This window comes from Streptomyces sp. NPDC005423 (genome assembly GCF_040606415.1).
Lineage (GTDB): Bacteria > Actinomycetota > Actinomycetes > Streptomycetales > Streptomycetaceae > Streptomyces.
Genome location: NZ_JBEXET010000009.1, coordinates 55,071 through 74,752 on the forward strand (window position 1 = coordinate 55,071; position 19,682 = coordinate 74,752).

Annotated in this window: 16 protein-coding genes; 7 read left to right on the forward strand and 9 right to left on the reverse strand. The window is 71.3% G+C overall.

Going from position 1 to position 19,682, the window contains the following annotated elements; translation table 11 throughout:
* Positions 1 to 21: 21 nt before the first annotated feature.
* On the reverse strand, positions 22 to 501 hold the full coding sequence (locus ABZT12_RS13215) for a hypothetical protein (RefSeq protein ID WP_356382032.1): 480 nt from the start codon (positions 499 to 501) through the stop codon (positions 22 to 24).
* Positions 502 to 836: 335 nt separating this feature from the next.
* Here ABZT12_RS13215 and ABZT12_RS13220 point away from each other — a divergent pair, with 335 nt between their 5' ends.
* The 4 genes from ABZT12_RS13220 (at position 837) to ABZT12_RS13235 (ending at position 4,566) form a co-directional block, all read left to right on the forward strand.
* Positions 837 to 1,721: a helix-turn-helix transcriptional regulator gene (locus ABZT12_RS13220; protein WP_356382035.1), complete on the forward strand. Its 885-nt coding sequence runs from the start codon at positions 837 to 839 to the stop codon at positions 1,719 to 1,721.
* Positions 1,718 to 1,903 (forward strand): DUF397 domain-containing protein, encoded by a 186-nt coding sequence (locus ABZT12_RS13225; RefSeq protein WP_356382038.1) that lies wholly within the window; start codon positions 1,718 to 1,720, stop codon positions 1,901 to 1,903. The genes ABZT12_RS13220 and ABZT12_RS13225 overlap by 4 nt, the downstream gene beginning before the upstream one ends.
* Positions 1,904 to 2,067: 164 nt before the next feature.
* Positions 2,068 to 2,856, forward strand: a complete 789-nt coding sequence (locus ABZT12_RS13230; RefSeq protein WP_356382041.1) for an SDR family oxidoreductase — start codon at positions 2,068 to 2,070, stop codon at positions 2,854 to 2,856.
* 135 nt (positions 2,857 to 2,991) lie between these two features.
* Positions 2,992 to 4,566, forward strand: a complete 1,575-nt coding sequence (locus ABZT12_RS13235; protein ID WP_356382044.1) for a sodium:solute symporter family protein — start codon at positions 2,992 to 2,994, stop codon at positions 4,564 to 4,566.
* 64 nt (positions 4,567 to 4,630) lie between these two features.
* On the opposite strand, the gene ABZT12_RS13240 is transcribed toward ABZT12_RS13235, so the two are convergent.
* Positions 4,631 to 5,749, reverse strand: a complete 1,119-nt coding sequence (locus ABZT12_RS13240; RefSeq protein WP_356382047.1) for an ADP-ribosylglycohydrolase family protein — start codon at positions 5,747 to 5,749, stop codon at positions 4,631 to 4,633.
* Positions 5,750 to 6,386: 637 nt separating this feature from the next.
* Here ABZT12_RS13240 and ABZT12_RS13245 point away from each other — a divergent pair.
* Together ABZT12_RS13245 and ABZT12_RS13250 are read left to right on the forward strand one after the other, a co-directional pair.
* The gene (locus ABZT12_RS13245) at positions 6,387 to 7,865 is read left to right on the forward strand and encodes a serine hydrolase domain-containing protein (RefSeq protein ID WP_356382050.1); all 1,479 of its coding nucleotides are present in this window, start codon (positions 6,387 to 6,389) and stop codon (positions 7,863 to 7,865) included.
* A 195-nt stretch (positions 7,866 to 8,060) separates the two neighbouring features.
* On the forward strand, positions 8,061 to 8,570 hold the full coding sequence (locus tag ABZT12_RS13250; protein ID WP_356382053.1) for a DUF2165 domain-containing protein: 510 nt from the start codon (positions 8,061 to 8,063) through the stop codon (positions 8,568 to 8,570).
* Here the strand turns inward: ABZT12_RS13250 and ABZT12_RS13255 are convergent.
* The 3 genes from ABZT12_RS13255 to ABZT12_RS13265 all read right to left on the reverse strand — a co-directional run bounded on the left by ABZT12_RS13255 (position 8,554) and on the right by ABZT12_RS13265 (position 12,684).
* On the reverse strand, positions 8,554 to 9,108 hold the full coding sequence (locus tag ABZT12_RS13255) for a hypothetical protein (protein WP_356382055.1): 555 nt from the start codon (positions 9,106 to 9,108) through the stop codon (positions 8,554 to 8,556). The genes ABZT12_RS13250 and ABZT12_RS13255 overlap by 17 nt on opposite strands.
* Before the next feature lie 56 nt (positions 9,109 to 9,164).
* Complete coding sequence (locus ABZT12_RS13260; protein ID WP_356382058.1) at positions 9,165 to 11,750, reverse strand: bifunctional FO biosynthesis protein CofGH; 2,586 nt, start codon at positions 11,748 to 11,750, stop codon at positions 9,165 to 9,167.
* 67 nt (positions 11,751 to 11,817) lie between these two features.
* Positions 11,818 to 12,684, reverse strand: coding sequence for an LLM class F420-dependent oxidoreductase (locus tag ABZT12_RS13265; protein WP_356382061.1), 867 nt, complete (start codon positions 12,682 to 12,684; stop codon positions 11,818 to 11,820).
* Positions 12,685 to 12,890: 206 nt separating this feature from the next.
* On the opposite strand from ABZT12_RS13265, the gene ABZT12_RS13270 reads away from it, so the two are divergent.
* Complete coding sequence (locus ABZT12_RS13270) at positions 12,891 to 14,432, forward strand: CehA/McbA family metallohydrolase (protein ID WP_356382064.1); 1,542 nt, start codon at positions 12,891 to 12,893, stop codon at positions 14,430 to 14,432.
* 18 nt (positions 14,433 to 14,450) lie between these two features.
* Here the strand turns inward: ABZT12_RS13270 and ABZT12_RS13275 are convergent, their stop codons facing one another.
* The 4 genes from ABZT12_RS13275 to ABZT12_RS13290 form a co-directional block, all read right to left on the reverse strand.
* A complete protein-coding gene (locus ABZT12_RS13275; protein ID WP_356382067.1) occupies positions 14,451 to 15,902 on the reverse strand; it encodes an aldehyde dehydrogenase family protein in 1,452 nt (483 codons plus the stop codon).
* Entirely contained in the window at positions 15,899 to 17,629 is a 1,731-nt protein-coding gene (locus ABZT12_RS13280) for a D-aminoacylase (RefSeq protein WP_356382070.1), read from the reverse strand. Before ABZT12_RS13280 ends, ABZT12_RS13275 begins: the two co-directional genes overlap by 4 nt.
* A 31-nt stretch (positions 17,630 to 17,660) precedes the next feature.
* The gene (locus ABZT12_RS13285) at positions 17,661 to 18,779 is read right to left on the reverse strand and encodes an LLM class flavin-dependent oxidoreductase (RefSeq protein ID WP_356382073.1); all 1,119 of its coding nucleotides are present in this window, start codon (positions 18,777 to 18,779) and stop codon (positions 17,661 to 17,663) included.
* A 125-nt stretch (positions 18,780 to 18,904) separates the two neighbouring features.
* Positions 18,905 to 19,681 (reverse strand): glucose 1-dehydrogenase, encoded by a 777-nt coding sequence (locus ABZT12_RS13290; protein ID WP_356382076.1) that lies wholly within the window; start codon positions 19,679 to 19,681, stop codon positions 18,905 to 18,907.
* Between the last annotated feature and the right edge of the window lies 1 nt (position 19,682).

The following is a 19,682-nucleotide window of genomic DNA, read 5'->3' on the forward strand; positions in this document are numbered from 1 at the left end:
TCGCACACACGCGGCCCGCGGTCACGCCACGTCCCGTGGGTCTGGTACCGGGCCGTAGTCCTCGCCGTGATCCCTGGACAGTGCGGCCAGCAGTTCGGGGTCGGAGTGGACCTCGGCGGTGTGCTGCCAGGCGATGAGCAATTGGGCGACGGACGCGCTGTTGCCGAGGGAGTCGGCGGCGCGCATAGTGTCGACCAGTTCGACGGCGAAGGCGTGGAGATCGGGCTCGGGCAGGAATCGAACCCACGGGAATGCGTCCGGCAGTATGTCGAGGAGCAGTTCCATGCTGCCGGGCTCCCGTCGAGCCATCGCGACCAGCATCCGGGTGGCTGCCGACACCACGGTCTGGTCCTGCTCGGCCCGCGCTGCGGTGGTGAGGACCAGATCCTCGCCATCCCTGCGGTGCAGGAGCAGTCTCGGCGATTCCTGGAGGCGGGCAAGCGTCTGCTTGTTCTTGTTCACCAGCTCGGAGAAGTTCACGGCTGCACTCGCGGCGCTCATGACTTCGAAACTACTTCGAAAGTTGGCCTGGCGCTATCGCCCAGAAGAGGGGCGCGGAGCCGGGTTGTGGCGAGGAGGCGGGCGAGGGGGACACCTCGGCGAGTGGAGGACAGGAGCCGCTCCGGCGAACGTCGCCACGGTGCCCACCAGCGGGGGAAGGGTTGCGCTCAGGAGGCCGCCGTGGGGGCGCGTTCCGGAGGTGAGGTCCGTACGGTGCGTCACCGTACGGGGACATTCTGTGGACGGTACGCGGGGTCTTCCGTCACGCTGGGCGCTGTCGGACGTGGGCCGACGGACAGTGCGTGGTGCGTGTACGGAACGAGAGGTGGCCGCGTATGACGGGCGGCATCGACATCATGGGCGACAGCGGCGTCGGGGAGCCGGTCAGCGGTGAGCCGGATCGTGAGCCCGACCCCTCGGACAGTCTGCGGACGTTCGGGGCGGTGGCCCAGGCGCTGCGCGAGCACGCGGGGTACAGCAGGGCCGACTTCGCGGAGCTGGTGCGGTACTCCAAACACACCGTGGAGTCAGTGGAGTTGGGGCGGCGGCTGGCGGACGAGGCGTACGTGGAGCGGTCCGAGGAGCTGCTGGGGAACACGGGGGCGTTACGTAAGTCGTCGAAGTACGTGACGCGGGGGCGCGGGGATGTGGGGCTTGCGGCGTGGTTCCGGCAGTGGGCCAAGTTGGAGCGGGTGGCGGTGAGCCTGTACACGTACGAGTGCCGGTTGGTGCCGGGGTTGTTGCAGTCGGAGGGGTATGCGCGGGCGGTGTTCGAGGGGACTGTTCCGGTGGCACCGGACGACCAGCTGGACGAGTTCATGGCCAGGCGCATGGAACGGCAGCGGATGCTGTTCGAGCGGCCGACCATCCCGTTCAGCTTCATCGTCGAGGAGCACGTCTTCCGGCGCCGGTTCGGGGACACCGACCAGATGCGGGAGATGTTCGATCGAGTGTTGCATCTGAGCGCGCCGCGCAACGTGACGCTTCAGATCGTGCCGCTTGAGGCGGGGTTGCATGCTTGCCTGGACGGCCCTGTGCGGCTTTTGGAGACCCCGAAGGGGCAGCGGTTCGCGTACTCGGAAGGGCAGCAGAACGGCCGTCTGATCTCCGACCCGAAAGAGGTGAGCCTCCTCTACCAGCGCTATGACACACTGCGCTCGCAGGCCCTCAACTCCCAGGATTCCTGGGGCCTGTTGGAGCGACTTCGAGGAGAGCTATGAGCGCGACGGAACTGGTTTGGTTCAAGTCCAGCTACAGCGGCAGTCAGGGTGACGACTGCATCGAAGTCGCCGTCACCGAACAGGCCATACAGGTCCGGGACTCCAAGGACGTGACTCGCCCGCACTTCGCCGTGGGGCGAGACCACTGGACGGAGTTCGTGGGGTTCGTGACCGGGGCCTGATCAAGACGGAGACCGGGAAGCCGGTCCCCGCCTGCTCAACACCCCGACCTGACGCGTGCGGTGGGAGGGGGAAGCCCGCTCACGTCGTTCCCCTTCCGTCCTCCGGCGGTCACCCATACTCTGACGCTCCGTCAGGTGGACCGCCAGACGCAGGGAGGGATCGGATGTCGCTGCTCGCGGGCAGGACCGTCGTCGTCTCGGGGGTCGGGGCGGGGCTCGGCCATCAGGTCGCCGCGGCCGTCGTACGGGAGGGCGGAAACGCCGTGCTGGGGGCGCGGACCGAGGCGAACCTCGCCAAGAGTGCCGCCGAGGTCGATCCGGGCGGGGCGCGCACGGCGTACCGGGCCACCGACATCACCGACGAGGGGCAGTGCGAGGCGCTGGCGGCGTTCGCTCTTGAGCGGTTCGGGCGGATCGACGCGGTGGTCCAAGTGGCCGCGTGGGACAGCTACTTCGGCGGTGTCGAGGACGCCGACTTCACGACCTGGCAGTCGGTCATCGACGTGAACCTGCTCGGTTCGCTGCGGATGACCCGGGCCTGTCTGCCGGCGCTGACGGAGGCGGGCGGGGGTTCGGTGGTGTTCATCGGCACGCAGTCGGCCGTCGCCGCGCCCTCCCAGGTGCGGCAGGCGGCGTACGCGGCGTCGAAGGGCGCGCTGACCAGTGCGATGTACTCGCTGGCAAGGGAGGTGGGGCCGCGCCGGATCCGGGTCAACACGGTGTTGCCGGGGTGGATGTGGGGGCCGCCGGTGGAGGCGTACGTGCAGTTCACCGCGTACACGGAGGGTGTCCCGGAGGCGGAGGTGCTGAAGCGGCTCACGGAGCGGATGGCGCTGCCCGAGCTGGCGACGGACGGGGACGTGGCGGACGCGGCGGTGTTCCTGGCGTCGGACAGGGCGCGGGCGATCACCGGGCAATCGTTGCTGGTGAACGCGGGGGAGCTAATGCGGTGAGTTCATGTAAGTGAACAGAGGCCACCCGGCCGAACCTTTTTACTTCGCCTTGACCTCACGCTTACTTGTCGTGTCCACGCGCGACCACCCACGATGAGCCCCGGGCTGAACGGGCTCAACCCTGGGAGGGCGCACATGAACAGTCTCGACTGGGCCGTGCTCATCGGCTACTTCGGCGTGATGGTCGCGATCGGTATCTGGTCACACAAGCGGGTCGACAACGTCAGCGACTTCTTCACGGCCGGCGGCCGGATGCCGTGGTGGCTGTCCGGCATCTCGCACCACATGTCGGGCTACAGCGCGGTGATGTTCACCGGCTACGCCGGCATCGCCTACACGTACGGCGTCACGTCGTTCATCACCTGGTCGTTCCCGATCGCGCTCGGCATCGCCATCGGGTCGAAGCTGTTCGCCCCGCGCATCAACCGGCTGCGCTCCCGGCTCCATGTGGCGTCCCCGCTGGAGTACCTGAAGAACCGCTACGACCTGAAGACCCAGCAGGCGCTCGCCTGGTCCGGCATGCTGCTCAAGATCGTGGACGTCGCCGCGAAGTGGGCCGCGATCGCCACGCTGCTGTCGGTGTTCACCGGGGTCTCGCTGAACCAGGGCATCTTCATCACCGGCGCGATCACCGCCGTCTACTGCACGATCGGCGGCCTGTGGGCGGACGCGCTGACCGAACTCGGCCAGTTCGTCATCCAGTTGCTGGCCGGCGTCTCCATGTTCGTGGCGGTCGTACTGAAGCTGAACGACAAGAACATCGGCTTCTTCGACGCCTGGAACCAGCCGGCCCTGCACGGCCACGGCAAGCCGCTCGTCGGCCCCTACGGCACCGTGTTCCTGCTCGCGTTCCTCTTCATCAAGCTCTTCGAGTACAACGGCGGCATGCTCAACCAGGCCCAGCGGTACATGGCGACCACCGGTCCCAAGGCCGCCGAGCGCTCGGCCCGGCTGTCGGCGGCCCTGTGGCTGGTCTGGCCGGTCGTCCTCTTCTTCCCGATGTGGATGTCACCGCTGCTGGTCCACGCGCAGAAGCCGGACGGCTCCGACTCCTACGGCCTGATGACCGAACAGCTGCTCCCGCACGGCCTGTTGGGGCTCGTCGTGGTCGGCTTCTTCTCCCACACGATGGCCATGTGCTCCTCCGACGCGAACGCGATCTCGGCCGTCTTCACCCGGGACGTGGCACCGGTGGTCTCCTCCAGGGCCCGCGCCTGGGGCGAACGGTCCGGGCTCGTCGCGGCGCGGGTGACGACGGTCGTCTTCCTCGGCCTGTCGATGACCGTGGCGACCCAGATCAACTCGCCGACGTTCAAGGACATCATCACCGTCGTGATCAAGTGGGTCGCGGGGCTCATGGGCCCGATCGCGATCCCGATGATGCTGGGTCTGCTGCGGCGGTTCCGCACCTCCGGCCCCACCGCGGCGCTCACCAGCTGGGCGGCGGGCCTGCTCGCCTTCTGGCTGGTCAACTACCCGATCAACTGGCACGTGGACGGCGGGGTCCCGCTCCAGTACCAGGTCTCCATCCCGCTCGCCGTCTCCCTCGTCCTCTACATCCTCATCGGCTACGTGAAGCCCGAGGACACCCCGGAGCGGGACGCGCTGATCGAGCGGATCAACACGGACGGCGACGACAGCGGCTCGGCGGCGGTACCGGTGCCCGCGCAGGCGGGGGCGGTCGAAGACGTGACCGGCACCCAGCCGTGACCGTCCACCGCGCCCAACTCACCGCTCAACTGAACCGCCCAACCGCCTTCCTCAACTGTCTTCCTCAACTTCCCCTGGGATAACGGGATATCCAGCCCGGTGACGCCCCGGCGGGTCCGTGCAGCGCGGGCCCCTGGGTCATCTCCATCGCGAAGTCGTCGGCGAGGACCAGCAACGTGGGACGGCCCTCCAGCTCGGCCAGCCAGGCCGGCGGGAGGGCCGTCTCGCCGTGCAGGGCACCGAGCAGACCGCCGGTCAGCGCGCCCGCCGGCCCGGACGGCCCGCCCTGGTTGACCGCGAGACACAACCCGTGCCGTACGTCCTCGCCGACGAGCGCGCAGTACACGGCGACGGCGAGCAGCCCCTCGGCCGTGCCCGCACCGGCGAGTTCCTCCACCCGCGCGGGGCTGGGCAGCCCCTGCCGTACGGCGCCCAGCGCACGTTGCAGAGCCTCCGAGACGGGCTGGTGTCCGGGCCGGGCGGCGAGCATCCCGAGCGCCCGCTGCACGGCGCCGTCCAGACTCTCGCCCCGCGCCAGCCCGTGCACGACGACGGCGTACGCGCCCGCCGACAGATAGGCGACCGGGTGCCCGTGGGTCTGCGCGGCGCACTCCACGGCGAGCTGCATCACCAACTGCGGCTCCCAGCCGACGAGCAGCCCGAACGGTGCGGAGCGGGCCGCGGCCTCGGCGCCGGTCGCGCCGGGGTTCTTGGGCGAGTCGAGCGTGCCCATCGTGTCGTCCCCGAACCCCAGCAGACAGGCCCGGGACGGCCCCCGGCGCGCGTACAGCCACTCCTCGCGGGCCAGCCAGCCGTCGTCCTTGCGGCGCTCGTCGGGCCCCCAGTCGGACTGGGTGGCCGCCCAGCGCCGGTACGCCCGGTGCAGATCCGTCGGCGGATGCCAGGCCCCGGTGTCCCGCCGCACCTGCGCCCGGATCAGCCCGTCCACGCTGAAGAGGGTGAGCTGCGTGAGATGCGTGACCGCCCCCCGCCGCCCGTACCCCGGGGCGAGATCGACGAGCCCCTCGACGCCGTACGCCTCCCGTATCCCGTCCACCGCCAGCCCGTCGACCGGCGCCCCCAGCGCGTCCCCCACGGCGGCCCCCAGCAGCGTCCCCCGCACCCGGCTCCGGAAGTCCTGCTGCTCCACCCGCCCCCAGACGGCCCCGGCTGCCACCGTCACCAAGACCCCTCCCACGGCACCGTCCGTCCGTACGTACGACAGCTCAGCACTGTAATCGAACGGGGACGGTGGGTTGAGGGGACGAGCGGGATGTCCTGGGTGGGCCGGGTGTCAGTCCACCACCTGTGGATCGACGCCGGGTACCAGGCGGTGTACGTCCCGTTCGGTGAGGAGCAGGCGCGGGTCGTGGGCGCGGAGGCCGGAAAGGAGGTCGACCGCCGGGCGGCGACTCGCGGCTGCCGGTTCCGGTCCCGGTTTCGGTTCCGGGGCCCCGGGCGGCCCCGTGGGCACCTCCGGCACGGGAAGCACCGGCGGCGTCGCGCTCGACCGGGTCATGGCCGCGCACGATCCGGTACCGACTCGGCCCATACGGTCTTGCCGTGGGCCGGTGCCTCGTCGACGCCCCGACGGTCCGCGTACGCCGCGATCAGCAGCAGCCCGCGTCCCGATTCCGCGCACCCCGTCGACCGGATCCGGGGCACGCGGGACCCGGTCGCCCCGCGCGTCGGTCACCTCGACGCGCACCAGACCCTCGCCCAACTCGCGGCCGGCTTCGGCATGTTCGTCGGCACCGCCCATTCCGGCACGACAGCCGTCATCGCCCTGGAGCGGCACCGCTATGGACGCTCAGTAACCGATGTTCATATTCTTTCACCCCTCCTTCGGTTATCCTCCGAAGGATTCCCCAGGGCTGTGCAGGGCCCGTCGGATCCGGCTTCGCCCCGGGCCGGGCGACAACTCGCCGGGCGGAGTCCCGCGTTCTCCTCCCGGTCCCCCGATCGTGCCCGACGGCCTTCCCGGATTCCCGAAGGAGCATGCATTGCGTGTGAATGTGCGTGTCGGACGGCGCCCGCGACTGACGGGGTTTCGCGCGGTAGCAACAGTCGCGGTGACCGCGGCCCTCGTCGTGCCCCTCGCTGCGACCCCTTCAACTGCGAACACGGTCCAGGAGAGGGCGCCGGTCCGCGAGAGCGCGGCCGTCGGCCCTCGGACGCTTTCGGCGGTCCGACAGGACAGCGCTGCGGAGACCCGCGCTCGCCTGCGGGAGTTGGCACGGACGTTGGTGAAGGAAGGAGTGCCAGGGGTGGTCGTCCGGGTGGACGACGGTCACGGCAGGCCCGTCGAGATCTCCGAGCAGGCCGCCTGGACGGAGAAGGACCATCGGCTCAGGGCGGACGACGAGGTGCGAGAAGCGTCCAACACCAAGACGGTGATGGCCACCCTCGTCCTGCAACTGGTCGCCGAGCACAGACTCGCCCTCACCGACCCGGTCGACAAGTGGCTGCCCGGCCAGGTGCGCGACGGCGGAGCGATCACCCTGCGCGTGCTGCTCAACCACACCAGTGGGCTGTTCGACTACACCGACGACCCAGCCCTCGCACCAGCCCTGACGGGCCGGGACCCCCACGTATGGACATCGACGGAAATCCTGAGCCTGGTGAGCGGACACCCGGCACTGTTCGAGCCCGGCACCGAGTGGTCGTACAGCAACACCAACTACATCGCGATCGGCGCCGTCCTGGAGAAGGCCACCGGTAAGAGCCTCGCGGCGCTGGTGCGGGACCGGATCGCCGGACCCCTGGGGCTCCGGCACACCTTCTACGCCACCGGCTCCGCCTGGCACGACCGGCACGCGCACGGCTACGAACCTGACGCCGCCCACATGCCGCCGGACGTCCCCGACGAGTTCAGGAACTACGCCGGACCGCAGCACGACGACCACGTGGACGTCACCGGCGACTACGTCACGGCCGACGGAGCGGATGCCGCGATCGTGTCCACCGCGGGTGACTGGTCCCGTTTCTACGGCGCGCTGATGTCGGGCCGCCTGCTGCCCGCCGCCCAACTGGCCCAGATGCGCACCACCGTGCCGGAGGACGGGCCGGGGGACCCTGACGAGCTCGGCTACGGGTTGGGCATCGAAACGGCGAAGACCTCCTGTGGCACGGTCTGGGACCACGTCGGCATCGTCCCGGGCTATGCGACCTACAACGTCACCGACTCCACCGGCCATCGCACGGCCGCCTTCTTCTTCGCCACGTCCACTCTCACCAAGCCGGCCCACCAGACCGGAGCCGCCCTGATGGACGCGGTCAACTGCGCCCTGTTCGACTGACCCGGCGTTCCGTGGGAGCGGGGTGCCGTCGAGGATGACGAGGGCCTTGCGTGCGGCGGCGAGGTGGTTGCGGCGAGGTTCGGGTCGACGGCTGCCAGGATCTGTCGCCGCCGTCCGCCCGTGACCGTGCCCGCTTCTTCATTCTGGCTGAATGTGGTGGGTCCGTACCGGGGTACGGCAGGGAAAGATCCCCGCATGACCACCCCCACCGCACGACGGCCCCTCTCCCTCGCCGCCACCCTCCTCACCGGCACCGTCGCGCTCTACATAGCGCTCGTCGCCTTCGGGAACATCACCGACTTCGGGACCAATCAGCAGTTCGTCCAGCATGTGCTGGCCATGGACACCACGTTCAAGGACGACGACCTGATGTGGCGGGCGATCACCAGCAAGGGGCTCCAGGACACGGCGTACGTCGTGATCATCGTCTGGGAGACCGTCGCCGCACTGATGCTGATCGCCGCGACCGCGCTGTGGGTGCGGCGCGACGACGCGCGGGCGCGGCGGTTGTCGACGTACGGGCTGCTGGCCCTGATGGTGCTCTTCGGGGCCGGGTTCATCGCGGTCGGCGGGGAGTGGTTCTCGATGTGGCAGTCGAAGAGCTGGAACGGGCTCGACGCGGCGACCCGGGTCTTCCTGCTGAGCGGGGTCGTGCTGGTCGTCGTCCAGCTCACCGAGGGGCGGTCCGCTAGCTCACGACCCTGACCTTGGTCGCCGTCGTTCCGAACGTCCACAGGGCCGTGCCGTCCGCCTTGGACATGCGGATACCGCTCGTCTGCTTTCCGGCCGCGGGCGGCGGCGAGGAGCCGTCGACCGCGTTGGAGAAGGCGATGTTGAGGCCGGACTTCACGCCGAAGTAGATGACGTGCTCGATCTGGACGCCGTCCGAGCCCTGCGTGGCCTCGGTACGGACGGACACCGAGTAGGTGCCGGGGTCGGGGTTCACCGTCCCCGGCCACACCGTGAACGTGCGGTCGGCCTTGTCGCCCGCGTCGACCAGCCAGACCCGTTTCTGTCCGACCGAGTAGACGATGCGCCGCCCGGTGCCGGAGGCCGACGGGACCGCCGCCGGTGCGGCGGTCTTCGTCGGCTCGGGGTGCGCCCCCTGGGACGCCGAAGCGCTCGGCCGGGCGGCGGCGGTCGCCGTCGGGTGCGGGCCCTTGTCGGCCTGGACCGCCAGCACCGCGACCGCGGCGATCGCTCCCACCGTCAGACCGGTCACCCAGACCTTCGAGGCAGGCACGGGCACGCAACTCCTCAGCTACACATCCCCATCGGACAGGGGTCGGATCATCGTACTCAGTCCAGGACGGGAAGCAGTTCCGGCAGATGCCCGTCCGAGACCGCCGCGGCCCTCCGGCGCTCCTCCGGGACCTCGCCGTAGAGGGTGGTGCGCGGCTTCGCGGGCCGGCCCGCCGCCTCCGCCACCGCGACCAGGTCCTTCACCGACTTGTACGAGCCGTACGACGAGCCCGCCATGCGCGAGATCGTCTCCTCCATCAGGGTGCCGCCGAGGTCGTTCGCCCCGGAGCGGAGCATCTCCGCCGCGCCCTCGCTGCCGAGCTTCACCCAGCTGGTCTGGATGTTGGGGATCCAGGGGTGCAGGAGCAGCCGTGCCATCGCGGTCACCGCCCGGTTGTCCCGCAGGGTGGGGCCCGGCCGCGAGATGCCGGCCAGGTAGACCGGCGCGTTGGTGTGGATGAACGGCAGGGTCACGAACTCCGTGAATCCGCCGGTGCGTTGCTGGATGCGGGCCAGGGTGCGGAAGTGGCCGAGCCAGTGCCTGGGCTGGTCGACGTGGCCGTACATCATCGTCGACGAGGAGCGGATGCCGAGTTCGTGCGCGGTGGTGATGACGTCGATCCAGGTGGCGGTGGGCAGTTTGCCCTTGGTGAGGATCCAGCGGACCTCGTCGTCGAGGATCTCCGCCGCCGTGCCGGGAATCGAGTCGAGGCCGGCCTCCTTGGCGGCCGTGAGCCACTCGCGGACGGAGAGTCCGGTGCGAGTGGCGCCGTTCACGACCTCCATCGGGGAGAAGGCGTGGACGTGCATGCCGGGGACGCGTTCCTTCACGGCGCGCGCGATGTCGAAGTAGGCCGTGCCGGGCAGGTCGGGGTGGATGCCGCCCTGCATGCAGACCTCGACCGCGCCCACCTCCCACGCCTGTTGGGCCCGGTCGGCGACCTGGTCGAGGGAGAGGGTGTAGGCGTCCGCGTCCGTACGGCGCTGGGCGAAGGCGCAGAAGCGGCAGCCGGTGTAGCAGACGTTGGTGAAGTTGATGTTGCGGGTGACGATGTAGGTGACGTCGTCGCCCACCGCCGCCCTGCGCACGTCGTCCGCGATGCGGGTCAGCGCGTCGAGTGCGGGTCCGTCGGCGTGCAGCAGGGCCAGCGCCTCGCCGTCGGTCAGTCTCGTCGGGTCGTCGGCCGCGGTCGCCAGTGCCTGCCGTACGTCGGTGTCGATGCGTTCGGGCACCATGCCGGGGGCCGCCGCCTCGCGCAGGGCGCCCCAGTCGCCGTAGACCTCGTCGAAGTCGTCGCGCCGGTCGGAGGTACGGCCCTCGGTGTCGATCGTGGTGTGCAGGTCGGTGCGGCCGGTGGCGACGAAGGCCTCCTCCGGCTCCTGCCAGGGGTGGCCCTCGACGGTCGCGTCCTCGCGGGCGAGGCCCGTCGCGGGGTCGGCGAGCGCCCGTACGTGCGGCAACAGCCGTGGGTCCAGCCAGGGTTCGCCCCGGCCCACGAACTCCGGGTAGACGCAGAGGCGTTCGCGTAGTTCGAAGCCGGCCAGGGCCGACTGTTCGCGCAGCAACTCGATCTGCGGCCAGGGGCGTTCGGGGTTCACGTGGTCGATGGTGAGCGGGGAGACGCCGCCCCAGTCGTCGATGCCCGCGCCGATCAGGCGCCGGTACTCGGAGTCGACCAGGTTGGGCGGCGCCTGGATGCAGGCGGAGGGGCCCATGAGGTGCCGGGCCACCGCCACCGTCGCCACCAGTTCGTCCAGTTCCGTGTCCGGCATCCCGCGCATCGCGGTGTCCGGCTTGGCGCGGAAGTTCTGGATGATCAGCTCCTGGACGCCGTGGTAGGCGCGGGAGACCTTGCGCAGCGCGAAGAGGGAGTCGGCGCGCTCCTCGTACGTCTCGCCGATGCCGACGAGGATGCCGGAGGTGAAGGGCACCGAGGAGCGGCCGGCGTCCTCCAGGACGCGCAGGCGTACGGCGGGTTCCTTGTCCGGGGAGCCGTGGTGCGGGCCGCCGGGCTCGGACCAGAGCCGGGTCGCCGTGGTCTCCAGCATCATGCCCATGCTGGGCGCGACCGGCTTCAGCCGCTGGAAGTCCGTCCAGGCGAGCACGCCCGGGTTGAGGTGCGGGAGGAGTCCGGTCTCCTCCAGGATGCGGATCGAGATGGCGCGGACGTAGGCGATCGTGTCGTCGTAGCCGTGCGCGTCGAGCCATTCGCGGGCCTCGGGCCAGCGCTCCTCGGGCTTGTCGCCGAGGGTGATCAGGGCTTCCTTGCAGCCGAGTTCGGCGCCCCGGCGCGCGATGTCGAGGACCTCGTCGGGGGACATGAACATCCCGTGGCCGGCCCGGCGCAGCTTGCCGGGGACGGTGACGAAGGTGCAGTAGTGGCACTTGTCCCGGCACAGGCGGGTGAGGGGGATGAAGACGCTCTTCGAGTACGTGATCACGCCGGGGCGGCCGGCCGCCGCGAGGCCCGCGTCGCGTACCCGGGCGGCGGACGCGGCGAGGTCGTCGAGGGCATCGCCGCGGGCCTGGAGGAGGACCGCCGCCTCCGCGGTGTCGAGGGCGACGCCGTCACGGGCGCGTTTGAGGGCGCGACGCATGGAGTTCTCGGTGGGGCCGGTTCCGGAGGTCGCGGAAGTCGTCATTCTTCGAGCATACGATCGGCCTGAACAGGGCAAAGAGGGCGCCCCGTTCGTTCGGCGGCCCAGCGCGTCACACGGTGTCACTGGCCGGGGTCAGGTGGGCCGCGTAGGCGTCGAGGACCCGCAGCACCTCCGGCTCGCCGGCGGACGGGAGTTGGAGGACGACCTCCTCGATGCCCAGCTCGGCGTAGTGGGAGAGCTTGCCGGGGGTGGGCACGACGGCGTAGGGCACGACCTGGAGTGTGTCCGGGTCGCGGCCGGCGTCCGCCCAGACCTGGCGCAGTACGGGGATCGACTGGGCGAGGCCGCGGCCGCCGATGGGCAGCCAGCCGTCGGCGTACTCGGCGATGTGGGCGAAGAGCTTGGGGCCGGCGCCGCCACCGACCAGGGTGCGCGGGCCGAGGACCGGGCCGCGCGGCTTCCGCACCGGCTTGGGGTGGGCGAAGCTGGCCCGCACGCTCGCGAACTCGCCCTCGTAGGCGGTCGGTTGCTCCGCCCACAGGGCGCGCATGAGGGCCATCCGGTCGCGGGTCAGCTCGCGCCGGGTCCGCCATTCGACGCCGTGGTCGGCGGCCTCCTCGACGTTCCAGCCGAAGCCGACGCCGAGCGTGAGCCGGCCGCCGGAGAGGTGGTCGACGGTGGCGGCCTGTTTGGCCAGGTCGATCGGGTCGTGCTGGGCCACCAGCGTGATGCCGGTGCCGAGCTCCAGCCGCTCGGTGACGGCGGCGGCCTGGCCGAGCGCGACGAAGGGGTCGAGGGTGCGGCCGTACTCGCGCGGCAGGTCGCCGCCGGCCGGGTAGGGGGTGGTCCGCTCGGCCGGGATGTGGGTGTGTTCGGGCAGGTAGAGGCCGGCGAAGCCCCGCTCCTCCAGTTCACGGGCGAGCCGGACGGGGGTGACGGTCTCGTCGGTGAGGAAGATCGTGACGGCGATACGCATGGTCCAGATGTACCGGCCCCCGCATCACCTGTCCATACCGACTGGTCGGCACGAGCCCTTTTCGTGACGCTCGCCACACCCGGCGCCGCTCACCCGAAAGATGCCGACTCCCTTCTCTTGCACGGGAGTTCACGGCCGACCGGCAGAGTCGGGTGAGCCGGACCCGCACCCGTCCCCGTCCCCCACGACACCCCGGGAGCAGCAGCATGTGCGACGACGACCAAGGCAACGGCAGCGGCGACGGGACGACCAGACGCGCGCTCCTCGTGACGGGCGGCGCCGCCGCGCTTACGTTGGGAGGCGTGACCTTCGCCAGCGGCGCCGAGGCCGCCTCCCCCGGCGGCGCGTCGACCCGGACGGTCCGGGGCACGCTGCCGCCCGGCTCCCCGGACTACGTGTACGTGCCGGTCGAGGTCCCCCCGGGGGTGCGCGAGCTGCGGGTCGCGTACACCTACGACCGGCCGTCCGTCCCGGTCGGCACCCAGGGCAACGCGCTCGACATCGGTCTCTTCGACGAGCGCGGCACGGACCTCGGAGGCGAGGGTTTCCGGGGGTGGTCGGGCGGGGCCCGCGCGGAGTTCTTCGTCCGTGCGGACGACGCGACGCCCGGCTACCTCCCGGGCCCGGTGCGGGCGGGCACCTGGTCGGTCGCGCTCGGCCCGTACACGGTCGCCCCGCAGGGCCTGACGTACGAACTCACCGTCACGCTGACGTACGGCGAGCCGGACACCACCCCGCCGCCGGTCTACCCGCCGGAGCGCGCCCGGGGGCGGGGCCGGGCCTGGTACCGGGGCGACTGCCATCTGCACTCCTGGTACTCCGACGGGCGCCGCACCCCGGCCGAGATCGCCGCCCTGGCGCGGGCGGCGGGGCTGGACTTCATCAACACCTCCGACCACAACACCACGTCCTCGCACGCCCATTGGGCCCCGGAGGCGGGCGAGGACCTGCTGATCATGCTGGGTGAGGAGGTGACCACCCGCAACGGCCATGTCGTGGCGCTCGGCACCGACCCCGGCACCTTCGTCGACTGGCGCTACCGGGCGCGCGACAACCGCTTCGGCAGGTACGCGCGGCGGATCCGGCGGGCCGGGGGCCTGGTCGTCCCGGCCCATCCGCACGCCACCTGCATCGGCTGCGCCTGGAAGTTCGGTCTCGGCGAGGCGGACGTGGTCGAGGTCTGGAACGGGCCCTACACGCCCGACGACGAGGTGGCGCTGGCCTCCTGGGACGCGACGCTGGTGGCGTCGGTGCGCGAGGACCGGGCGTGGCTGCCGGCGATGGGCAGCAGCGACGCCCACCGCGCCCCGGACTCGGTGGGCCTGCCCCAGACCGTCGTCCTCGCCGACGACCTGACCCGCGCCGCGATCCAGGCGGGCCTGCGCGCCGGCCGCTCCTACGTCGCCGAGTCGCGGAGCCTCTCCCTCGCCTTCACCGCCACCGACGGCCGGGGGCGGCGGGCGGGCATCGGCGAGCGGCTGGGAGCGGCCCCCGACACCCCGGTCACGCTCCGCCTGGACGTCACGGGCGCCCCGCGCTGCGTGGTCCGCCTCGTGACCGACCAGGGGGTGCTGTTCACCGGCGATCCGCTGCCGGTGACCGGCGCGGGCACCGTGGAGTGGCGTACGACGGCGGCCTACGCGGCGTACGTGCGGGCGGAGTTGCGGCACGAGACGGCGGCCGGACCGGTGCCCGGCGCGCTGGCCGCGTTCACCAACCCGGTCTTCCTGGGCGTACGGGAGGGGTGACGGCATGCGGGGCCGCGGCTACCCCGGCCAGACGATCGACTGCACCTCGCTGTAGGCGTGCAGCGCGTACGAGCCGACGTCCCGGCCGACCCCGCTCCGCTTGAAGCCGCCGAAGGGGGCCTCCATGTTGCGGCCGACGGTGTTGACGCCGACGCCGCCGGCCCGCAGCCTCCGGGCCACCCGGAAGGCGCGGGCCACGTCGCCCGACCAGACGTAGTCGACGAGGCCGTAGTCGCTGTCGTTGGCGAGGGTGATCCCCTCCTCCTCGTCGTCGAAGGGGACGACCACGACGACCGGGCCGAAGATCTCCTCGCGGACGACCCGCATCCCGGCGGTGCAGTCGGCCAGCACGGTGGGCGCGACGTAGAACCCGGGCCCCCGCGAGGGCCGTTCGCCGCCCGCTGTGACCACCGCGCCTTCCTTGCGGCCGAGTTCGACGTAGGACTCGACGCGGTCCCGGTGGGCCGCCGAGATGACGGGGCCGACGACCGTGGACCGGTCTCGGGGGTCCCCGATTCCCAACCGGCCCGCGTAGGCGCCCAGTTGGTCGACGATGTGGTCGTAGACCCCGCGCTGTGCCAGTACCCGGGTCGGCGCGGTGCAGATCTGTCCGCTGTAGAAGGAGAACGTCGTGCCGATCCCGGCCACCGCGGCCCCGAGGTCGGCGTCGTCGAAGACGACCGCCGCGCCCTTGCCGCCCAGCTCCATCAACTGCCGTTTCATCCCGCGCCCGCACACCTCGGCGATGCGCTGTCCCACGGCCGTGGAACCGGTGAAGCTGACCATGTCGACGTCGGCGCAGCCGACCGCCGTCTCGCCGACCTCCACCGACTGCCCGGAGACGACGTTCACCACCCCGGGCGGTACGCCGGCCTCCGCCAGCGCCTCCGCCATCCGGTACACCGACAGCGGGTCCTGCGGGGCGGGCTTGACCAGCACCGTGTTGCCCATGGCCAGGGCGGGGGCGATCTTGCCGGCGGGGTTGGCCCACGGGTTGTTGTAGGAGGTGACGCAGGTGACGACGCCGACAGGCTGCCGTACGGCCAGTGCGCCCATGACGGCCGCCGCGCCGAACGGCCCCGCCTCGTTGATCTGCGGCGCGATCGCCCACTCGGCCGGCTCGACGGTGGCGTACCGCCGGAAGCGGGCCGCGGCGACCCCGACCTGCATCGCGCGGGCCGTCCCGGTCGTCGCGCCGGACTCGGCCCGGGCCAGCTCGGCGTAGGGCACCGTCCGGTCGCGGATGATCTCCGCCGCCCGAGCGAGCACCGCGGCCCGCTCCGGCGGCGCCGTGCGCGACCAGGGGCCGAACGCCTCCCGCGCCGCCCCGGCCGCCGCGCGCACCTGCTCGGGGGAGGCCTCCGGGGCCCACCCCACGGTCTCCTCGGTCGCCGGGTCGGTCACGGCGTAGTGGCCGCCGTCCGGCTCGACCCACTCGCCGCCGACGAAGAGCCGCTGCCCGTCGGTCATGCGGTGCTCACCGTGCGGGTGTCCCGGCCCGAGCGCAGCACCCGCCCCGGTACGGCGCCGCTCACCGTGTCGTCGCGGATCGCCTCGACGCCGTTGACCCACACGGCCCGGACGCCGATCGCCCTGGAGTCCAGTCGCGGGCTGTCGCCCGGCAGGTCGTGCACCAGGGTGGCCTTGCCCGCGTCGATGCGTTCCGGGTCGAAGAGGACGAGGTCCGCGTGCCAGCCCTTCCGTACCTGGCCGCGCTCGCGCAGTCCGAAGAGCCGCGCCGGATCGTCGGTCAGCATCTTCACCGCCTGTTCGAGCCGCACCAGTTTCCGGCCGCGCAGACAGTCCCCGAGGAACCGGGTGGTGTACGGCGCCCCGCACATCCGGTCCAGGTGCGCCCCGGCGTCGGACCCGCCGAGCAGCACGTCCTCGTGGAGCCAGGTGTCGGCGCGCAGCGCCCAGGACGCGGGGTCGTTGTCGGACGGCATGGGCCACAGGACGGTACGGAGGCCGTCGGCCGCGCAGATCTCCACCAGGCACTCGAAGGGTTCCTGGCCGCGTTCGGCGGCGATCTCCCCGACGACCCGTCCGGTGAGGCCCTCGTTGGGCGGGCTGTAGGTGTCGCCGATGACGTACCGGCCGAAGTTCGCCAGCCGCCGGAAGACGCCCGCCTCCTTGCTGTTGGCGTTCCGCAGCATCCCGGCGCGTGTCTCCGGGTCCCGCAGGCGGGCGATCCGCTCGGGCACGGGCAGGGCGAGGACCGGGCCCCAGCCGGGGATCAGGTTGAGTGCGCAGAAGGTGCCCAGGGACATGTTCATGGGGGTGAGGATCGGCATGGTGAGGGCGACGACCCGGCCGCCCGCCTTCCTCGCCCGCTCGCTCGCGAGGAGCTGGCGGGGCACGCGTTCGGGGACGGCCGCGTCGATCGTCAGCACGTTCCAGTTCAGCGGCCGTCCGGCCGCCGCGCTCATCTCGACGAGCAGGTCGATCTCGGCGTCGCTGAACTGGTCCAGGCAGCCGGCGACGATCGCCTCGATCTGCGTGCCCTCGTGCTCCCCCACCGCCCGTGCCAGGGCGAGCAGTTCGGCGGGGCGGGCATGGCGTGAGGCGACCGGCCGGCCGTCCCCGTCGGAGTGGGTGGTGGACTGCGTGGTGGAGAGTCCCCAGGCGCCCGCCGCCATCGCCTCGTGGAACAGCCGCAGCATCGCGTCCAGTTGCTCCTCGGTCGGGGTGCCGCCCACCGCGTCGGGGCCCATCACGTACCGCCGCAGCGCGCAATGTCCCACCATGAAACCGGCGTTGACCGCGATCCGCCCCTCCAGCGCGTCCAGGTACTCCCCGAACGACCGCCAGCTCCAGGGCGCCCCCTCCTCCAGCGCGACCAGCGACATGCCCTCGACCTTGGACATCATCCGCCGCGTGTAGTCGGCGTCCTCGGGGCGGTCCGGGTTCAGGGGGGCGAGGGTGAACCCGCAGTTGCCGGCGGCGACCGTCGTCACGCCGTGGTTGAGGGAGGGCGTGGCGTACGGGTCCCAGAACAGCTGGGCGTCGTAGTGGGTGTGGGGGTCGACGAAGCCGGGGGCGAGCACGAGCCCGGCCGCCTCCTCCGACGTGCGGGCCTCCTCCCGGACCGTGCCGACGGCGGCGATCCGCCCGTCCCGGAGGCCGACGTCGGCGACGAACCCGGGCGCCCCCGTCCCGTCGACGACGGTGGCACCTCTGATGACGTGATCGAGCACGGGGGCCCGCCTCCTCCACTCGTGACGGCGCTCAGACGGCCTGGCGGAACCGGGTCGTCCGGTGCACCGGGTCGGTGTCGATCTTGGGAATGACGTGCTCGCCGATCAGCCGGATCGACTGGAGCGTCTCCTCCTTGGGGATCCCGACCGGCAGCCCGAAGCTCAGCTGGTCGGCGCCCGCCTGCTCCCACCGCTTGCACTGGGTGAGCACCTCGTCGGGGTCGCCGCAGATCAACAGCTCCTCCTCCACGAGGAGTTCGACGAACTCCGGCGTGTACTCGGGAAGCGTCTCCGGCCACACCGGGAACCCCTCGGGCCGCGGGAAGGTGTCGTGGTAGCGGAAGACCAGCGAGGGCAGGTAGTGCAGGCCGCCGTGGGTGGCGATGCGGATCGCCTCGTCGTGCGTCGGCGCGCAGATCGCCGTCGTGGTCACCATCACGTTGTCGTTGACGAACGCGCCCACCGGCTCGGCGTCCACGATCGCCGTCTTGTACTGCTCCAGCACCCACTCCATGTCGGACACCTTCTGGATGCTGAAGCCCAGCACCCCGAGCCCCTTGCGCGCCGCCATGGCGTACGAGGGGGGCGACCCGGCGGCGTACCACATCGCCGGGTGCGCCTTGCCGTACGGCTTGGGCAGGATCTTGCGCGGCGGCAGCTGCCAGTGCTTGCCCTGGAAGCCGACGTACTCGTCCTGGAGCCACATCTTGGGGAACTCGGCGATGGTCTCCTCCCAGAGCTCCTTGGTGTGGTTCATGTCGGTGATGCCGGGGAGGAAGCCGAGGATCTCGTGCGAGCCGGCGCCGCGTCCGCTGCCGAACTCGAAGCGGTTGCCGGTGAGATGGTCGAGCATGGCGACCTTCTCGGCGACCTTCACCGGGTGGTTGACCGGGGCCAGCGGGTTGAAGATGCCGGAGCCGAGGTGGATGCGGTCGGTGGCGTGCGCCAGATAGCCGAGGTAGACGTCGTTGGCGGAGAGGTGCGAGTACTCCTCCAGGAAGTGGTGTTCGGAGGCCCAGGCGTACTTGAAGCCGGACTTGTCGGCCTGGATGACGTACTCGGTCTCCTCCATCAGCGCCTTGTGCTCGGCCAGCGGGTCGGTCTCGGCGCGCTTGCCCACGTACCCCTGTACAAAGAGCCCGAATTCCACGGAGGTTCACCGTCCCCAGTCTGTTTTCTGACGTACCGTCAGATGTGCTTGCCGCCGACTGTGGCACCGGCCGCATGGACCGTCAATAGCTGACGGTCAGTCAGATACGAGGTGGGGCGCGCGCCTCAGATGACGCTGACCCCGGCCAGCCAGCCACCGTCGATCACGAAGGGCTGGCCGGTGATGTACGAGGAGTCGTCCGACGTAAGGAAGAGGGCGAGCCGCGCCACCTCCTCGGGCCTGCCGACCCGCCCCAGCGGCACGAGCTTGCGGTACAGCTCGTCCAGGGCCCGGGACATCTCCCCCGCGTCCGCCTCCGGGTCCAGCCGGGCCGGGTTGGACATTGGGGTGTCGATCGCGCCGGGGCACACCGCGTTGACCCGGATGTGCTGCGCGGCGAGCTCCAGCGCGGCGACCCGGGTGAGCCCGAGGACGGCGTGCTTGGTCGCCGCGTAGGTGCCCACGGCCGCCATCCCGGTCATCGCGGTGTACGACGCGGTGTTCACGATGGTGCCGCCGCCCGCCTCGGCGAGGTGCGGCCCGACCGTCCTGATCCCCAGGAAGCAGCCGACCTGGTTGACCGCCACGACCTGCATGAACTCGTCGAGAGGGGTGTCGAGCAGGGAGTTGAAGCGCAGAATGCCTGCGTTGTTGACCAGCCCGTCGATCCGGCCGTACGCCTCCTTCGCCGCATCCACGGCGGCCGTCCAGTCGTCCTCCCGGGCGACGTCGAGATGGACGTAGCGGGCGCCCAGCTCACTCGCCAGCTTCTCCCCCTGGTCGTCCAGCACGTCGGCGACGACGACCTTCGCGCCCTCGGCGGTGAACAGCCGCGCCTCCTGCTCGCCCTGTCCGCGCGCCGCCCCGGTGATGATCACGACACGTCCGTCCAGCTTGCCCATG

What these genes read in the sequence shown, in the direction of transcription:
- ABZT12_RS13215 (WP_356382032.1), bottom strand. Translation starts at nt 501, where the DNA reads ATGAGCGCCGCGAGTGCAGCCGTGAACTTCTCCGAGCTGGTGAACAAG.
- ABZT12_RS13220 (WP_356382035.1), top strand. Translation starts at nt 837, where the DNA reads ATGACGGGCGGCATCGACATCATGGGCGACAGCGGCGTCGGGGAGCCG.
- ABZT12_RS13225 (WP_356382038.1), top strand. Translation starts at nt 1,718, where the DNA reads ATGAGCGCGACGGAACTGGTTTGGTTCAAGTCCAGCTACAGCGGCAGT.
- ABZT12_RS13230 (WP_356382041.1), top strand. Translation starts at nt 2,068, where the DNA reads ATGTCGCTGCTCGCGGGCAGGACCGTCGTCGTCTCGGGGGTCGGGGCG.
- ABZT12_RS13235 (WP_356382044.1), top strand. Translation starts at nt 2,992, where the DNA reads ATGAACAGTCTCGACTGGGCCGTGCTCATCGGCTACTTCGGCGTGATG.
- ABZT12_RS13245 (WP_356382050.1), top strand. Translation starts at nt 6,387, where the DNA reads ATGTTCATATTCTTTCACCCCTCCTTCGGTTATCCTCCGAAGGATTCC.
- ABZT12_RS13250 (WP_356382053.1), top strand. Translation starts at nt 8,061, where the DNA reads ATGACCACCCCCACCGCACGACGGCCCCTCTCCCTCGCCGCCACCCTC.
- ABZT12_RS13260 (WP_356382058.1), bottom strand. Translation starts at nt 11,750, where the DNA reads ATGACGACTTCCGCGACCTCCGGAACCGGCCCCACCGAGAACTCCATG.
- ABZT12_RS13265 (WP_356382061.1), bottom strand. Translation starts at nt 12,684, where the DNA reads ATGCGTATCGCCGTCACGATCTTCCTCACCGACGAGACCGTCACCCCC.
- ABZT12_RS13270 (WP_356382064.1), top strand. Translation starts at nt 12,891, where the DNA reads ATGTGCGACGACGACCAAGGCAACGGCAGCGGCGACGGGACGACCAGA.
- ABZT12_RS13275 (WP_356382067.1), bottom strand. Translation starts at nt 15,902, where the DNA reads ATGACCGACGGGCAGCGGCTCTTCGTCGGCGGCGAGTGGGTCGAGCCG.
- ABZT12_RS13290 (WP_356382076.1), bottom strand. Translation starts at nt 19,681, where the DNA reads ATGGGCAAGCTGGACGGACGTGTCGTGATCATCACCGGGGCGGCGCGC.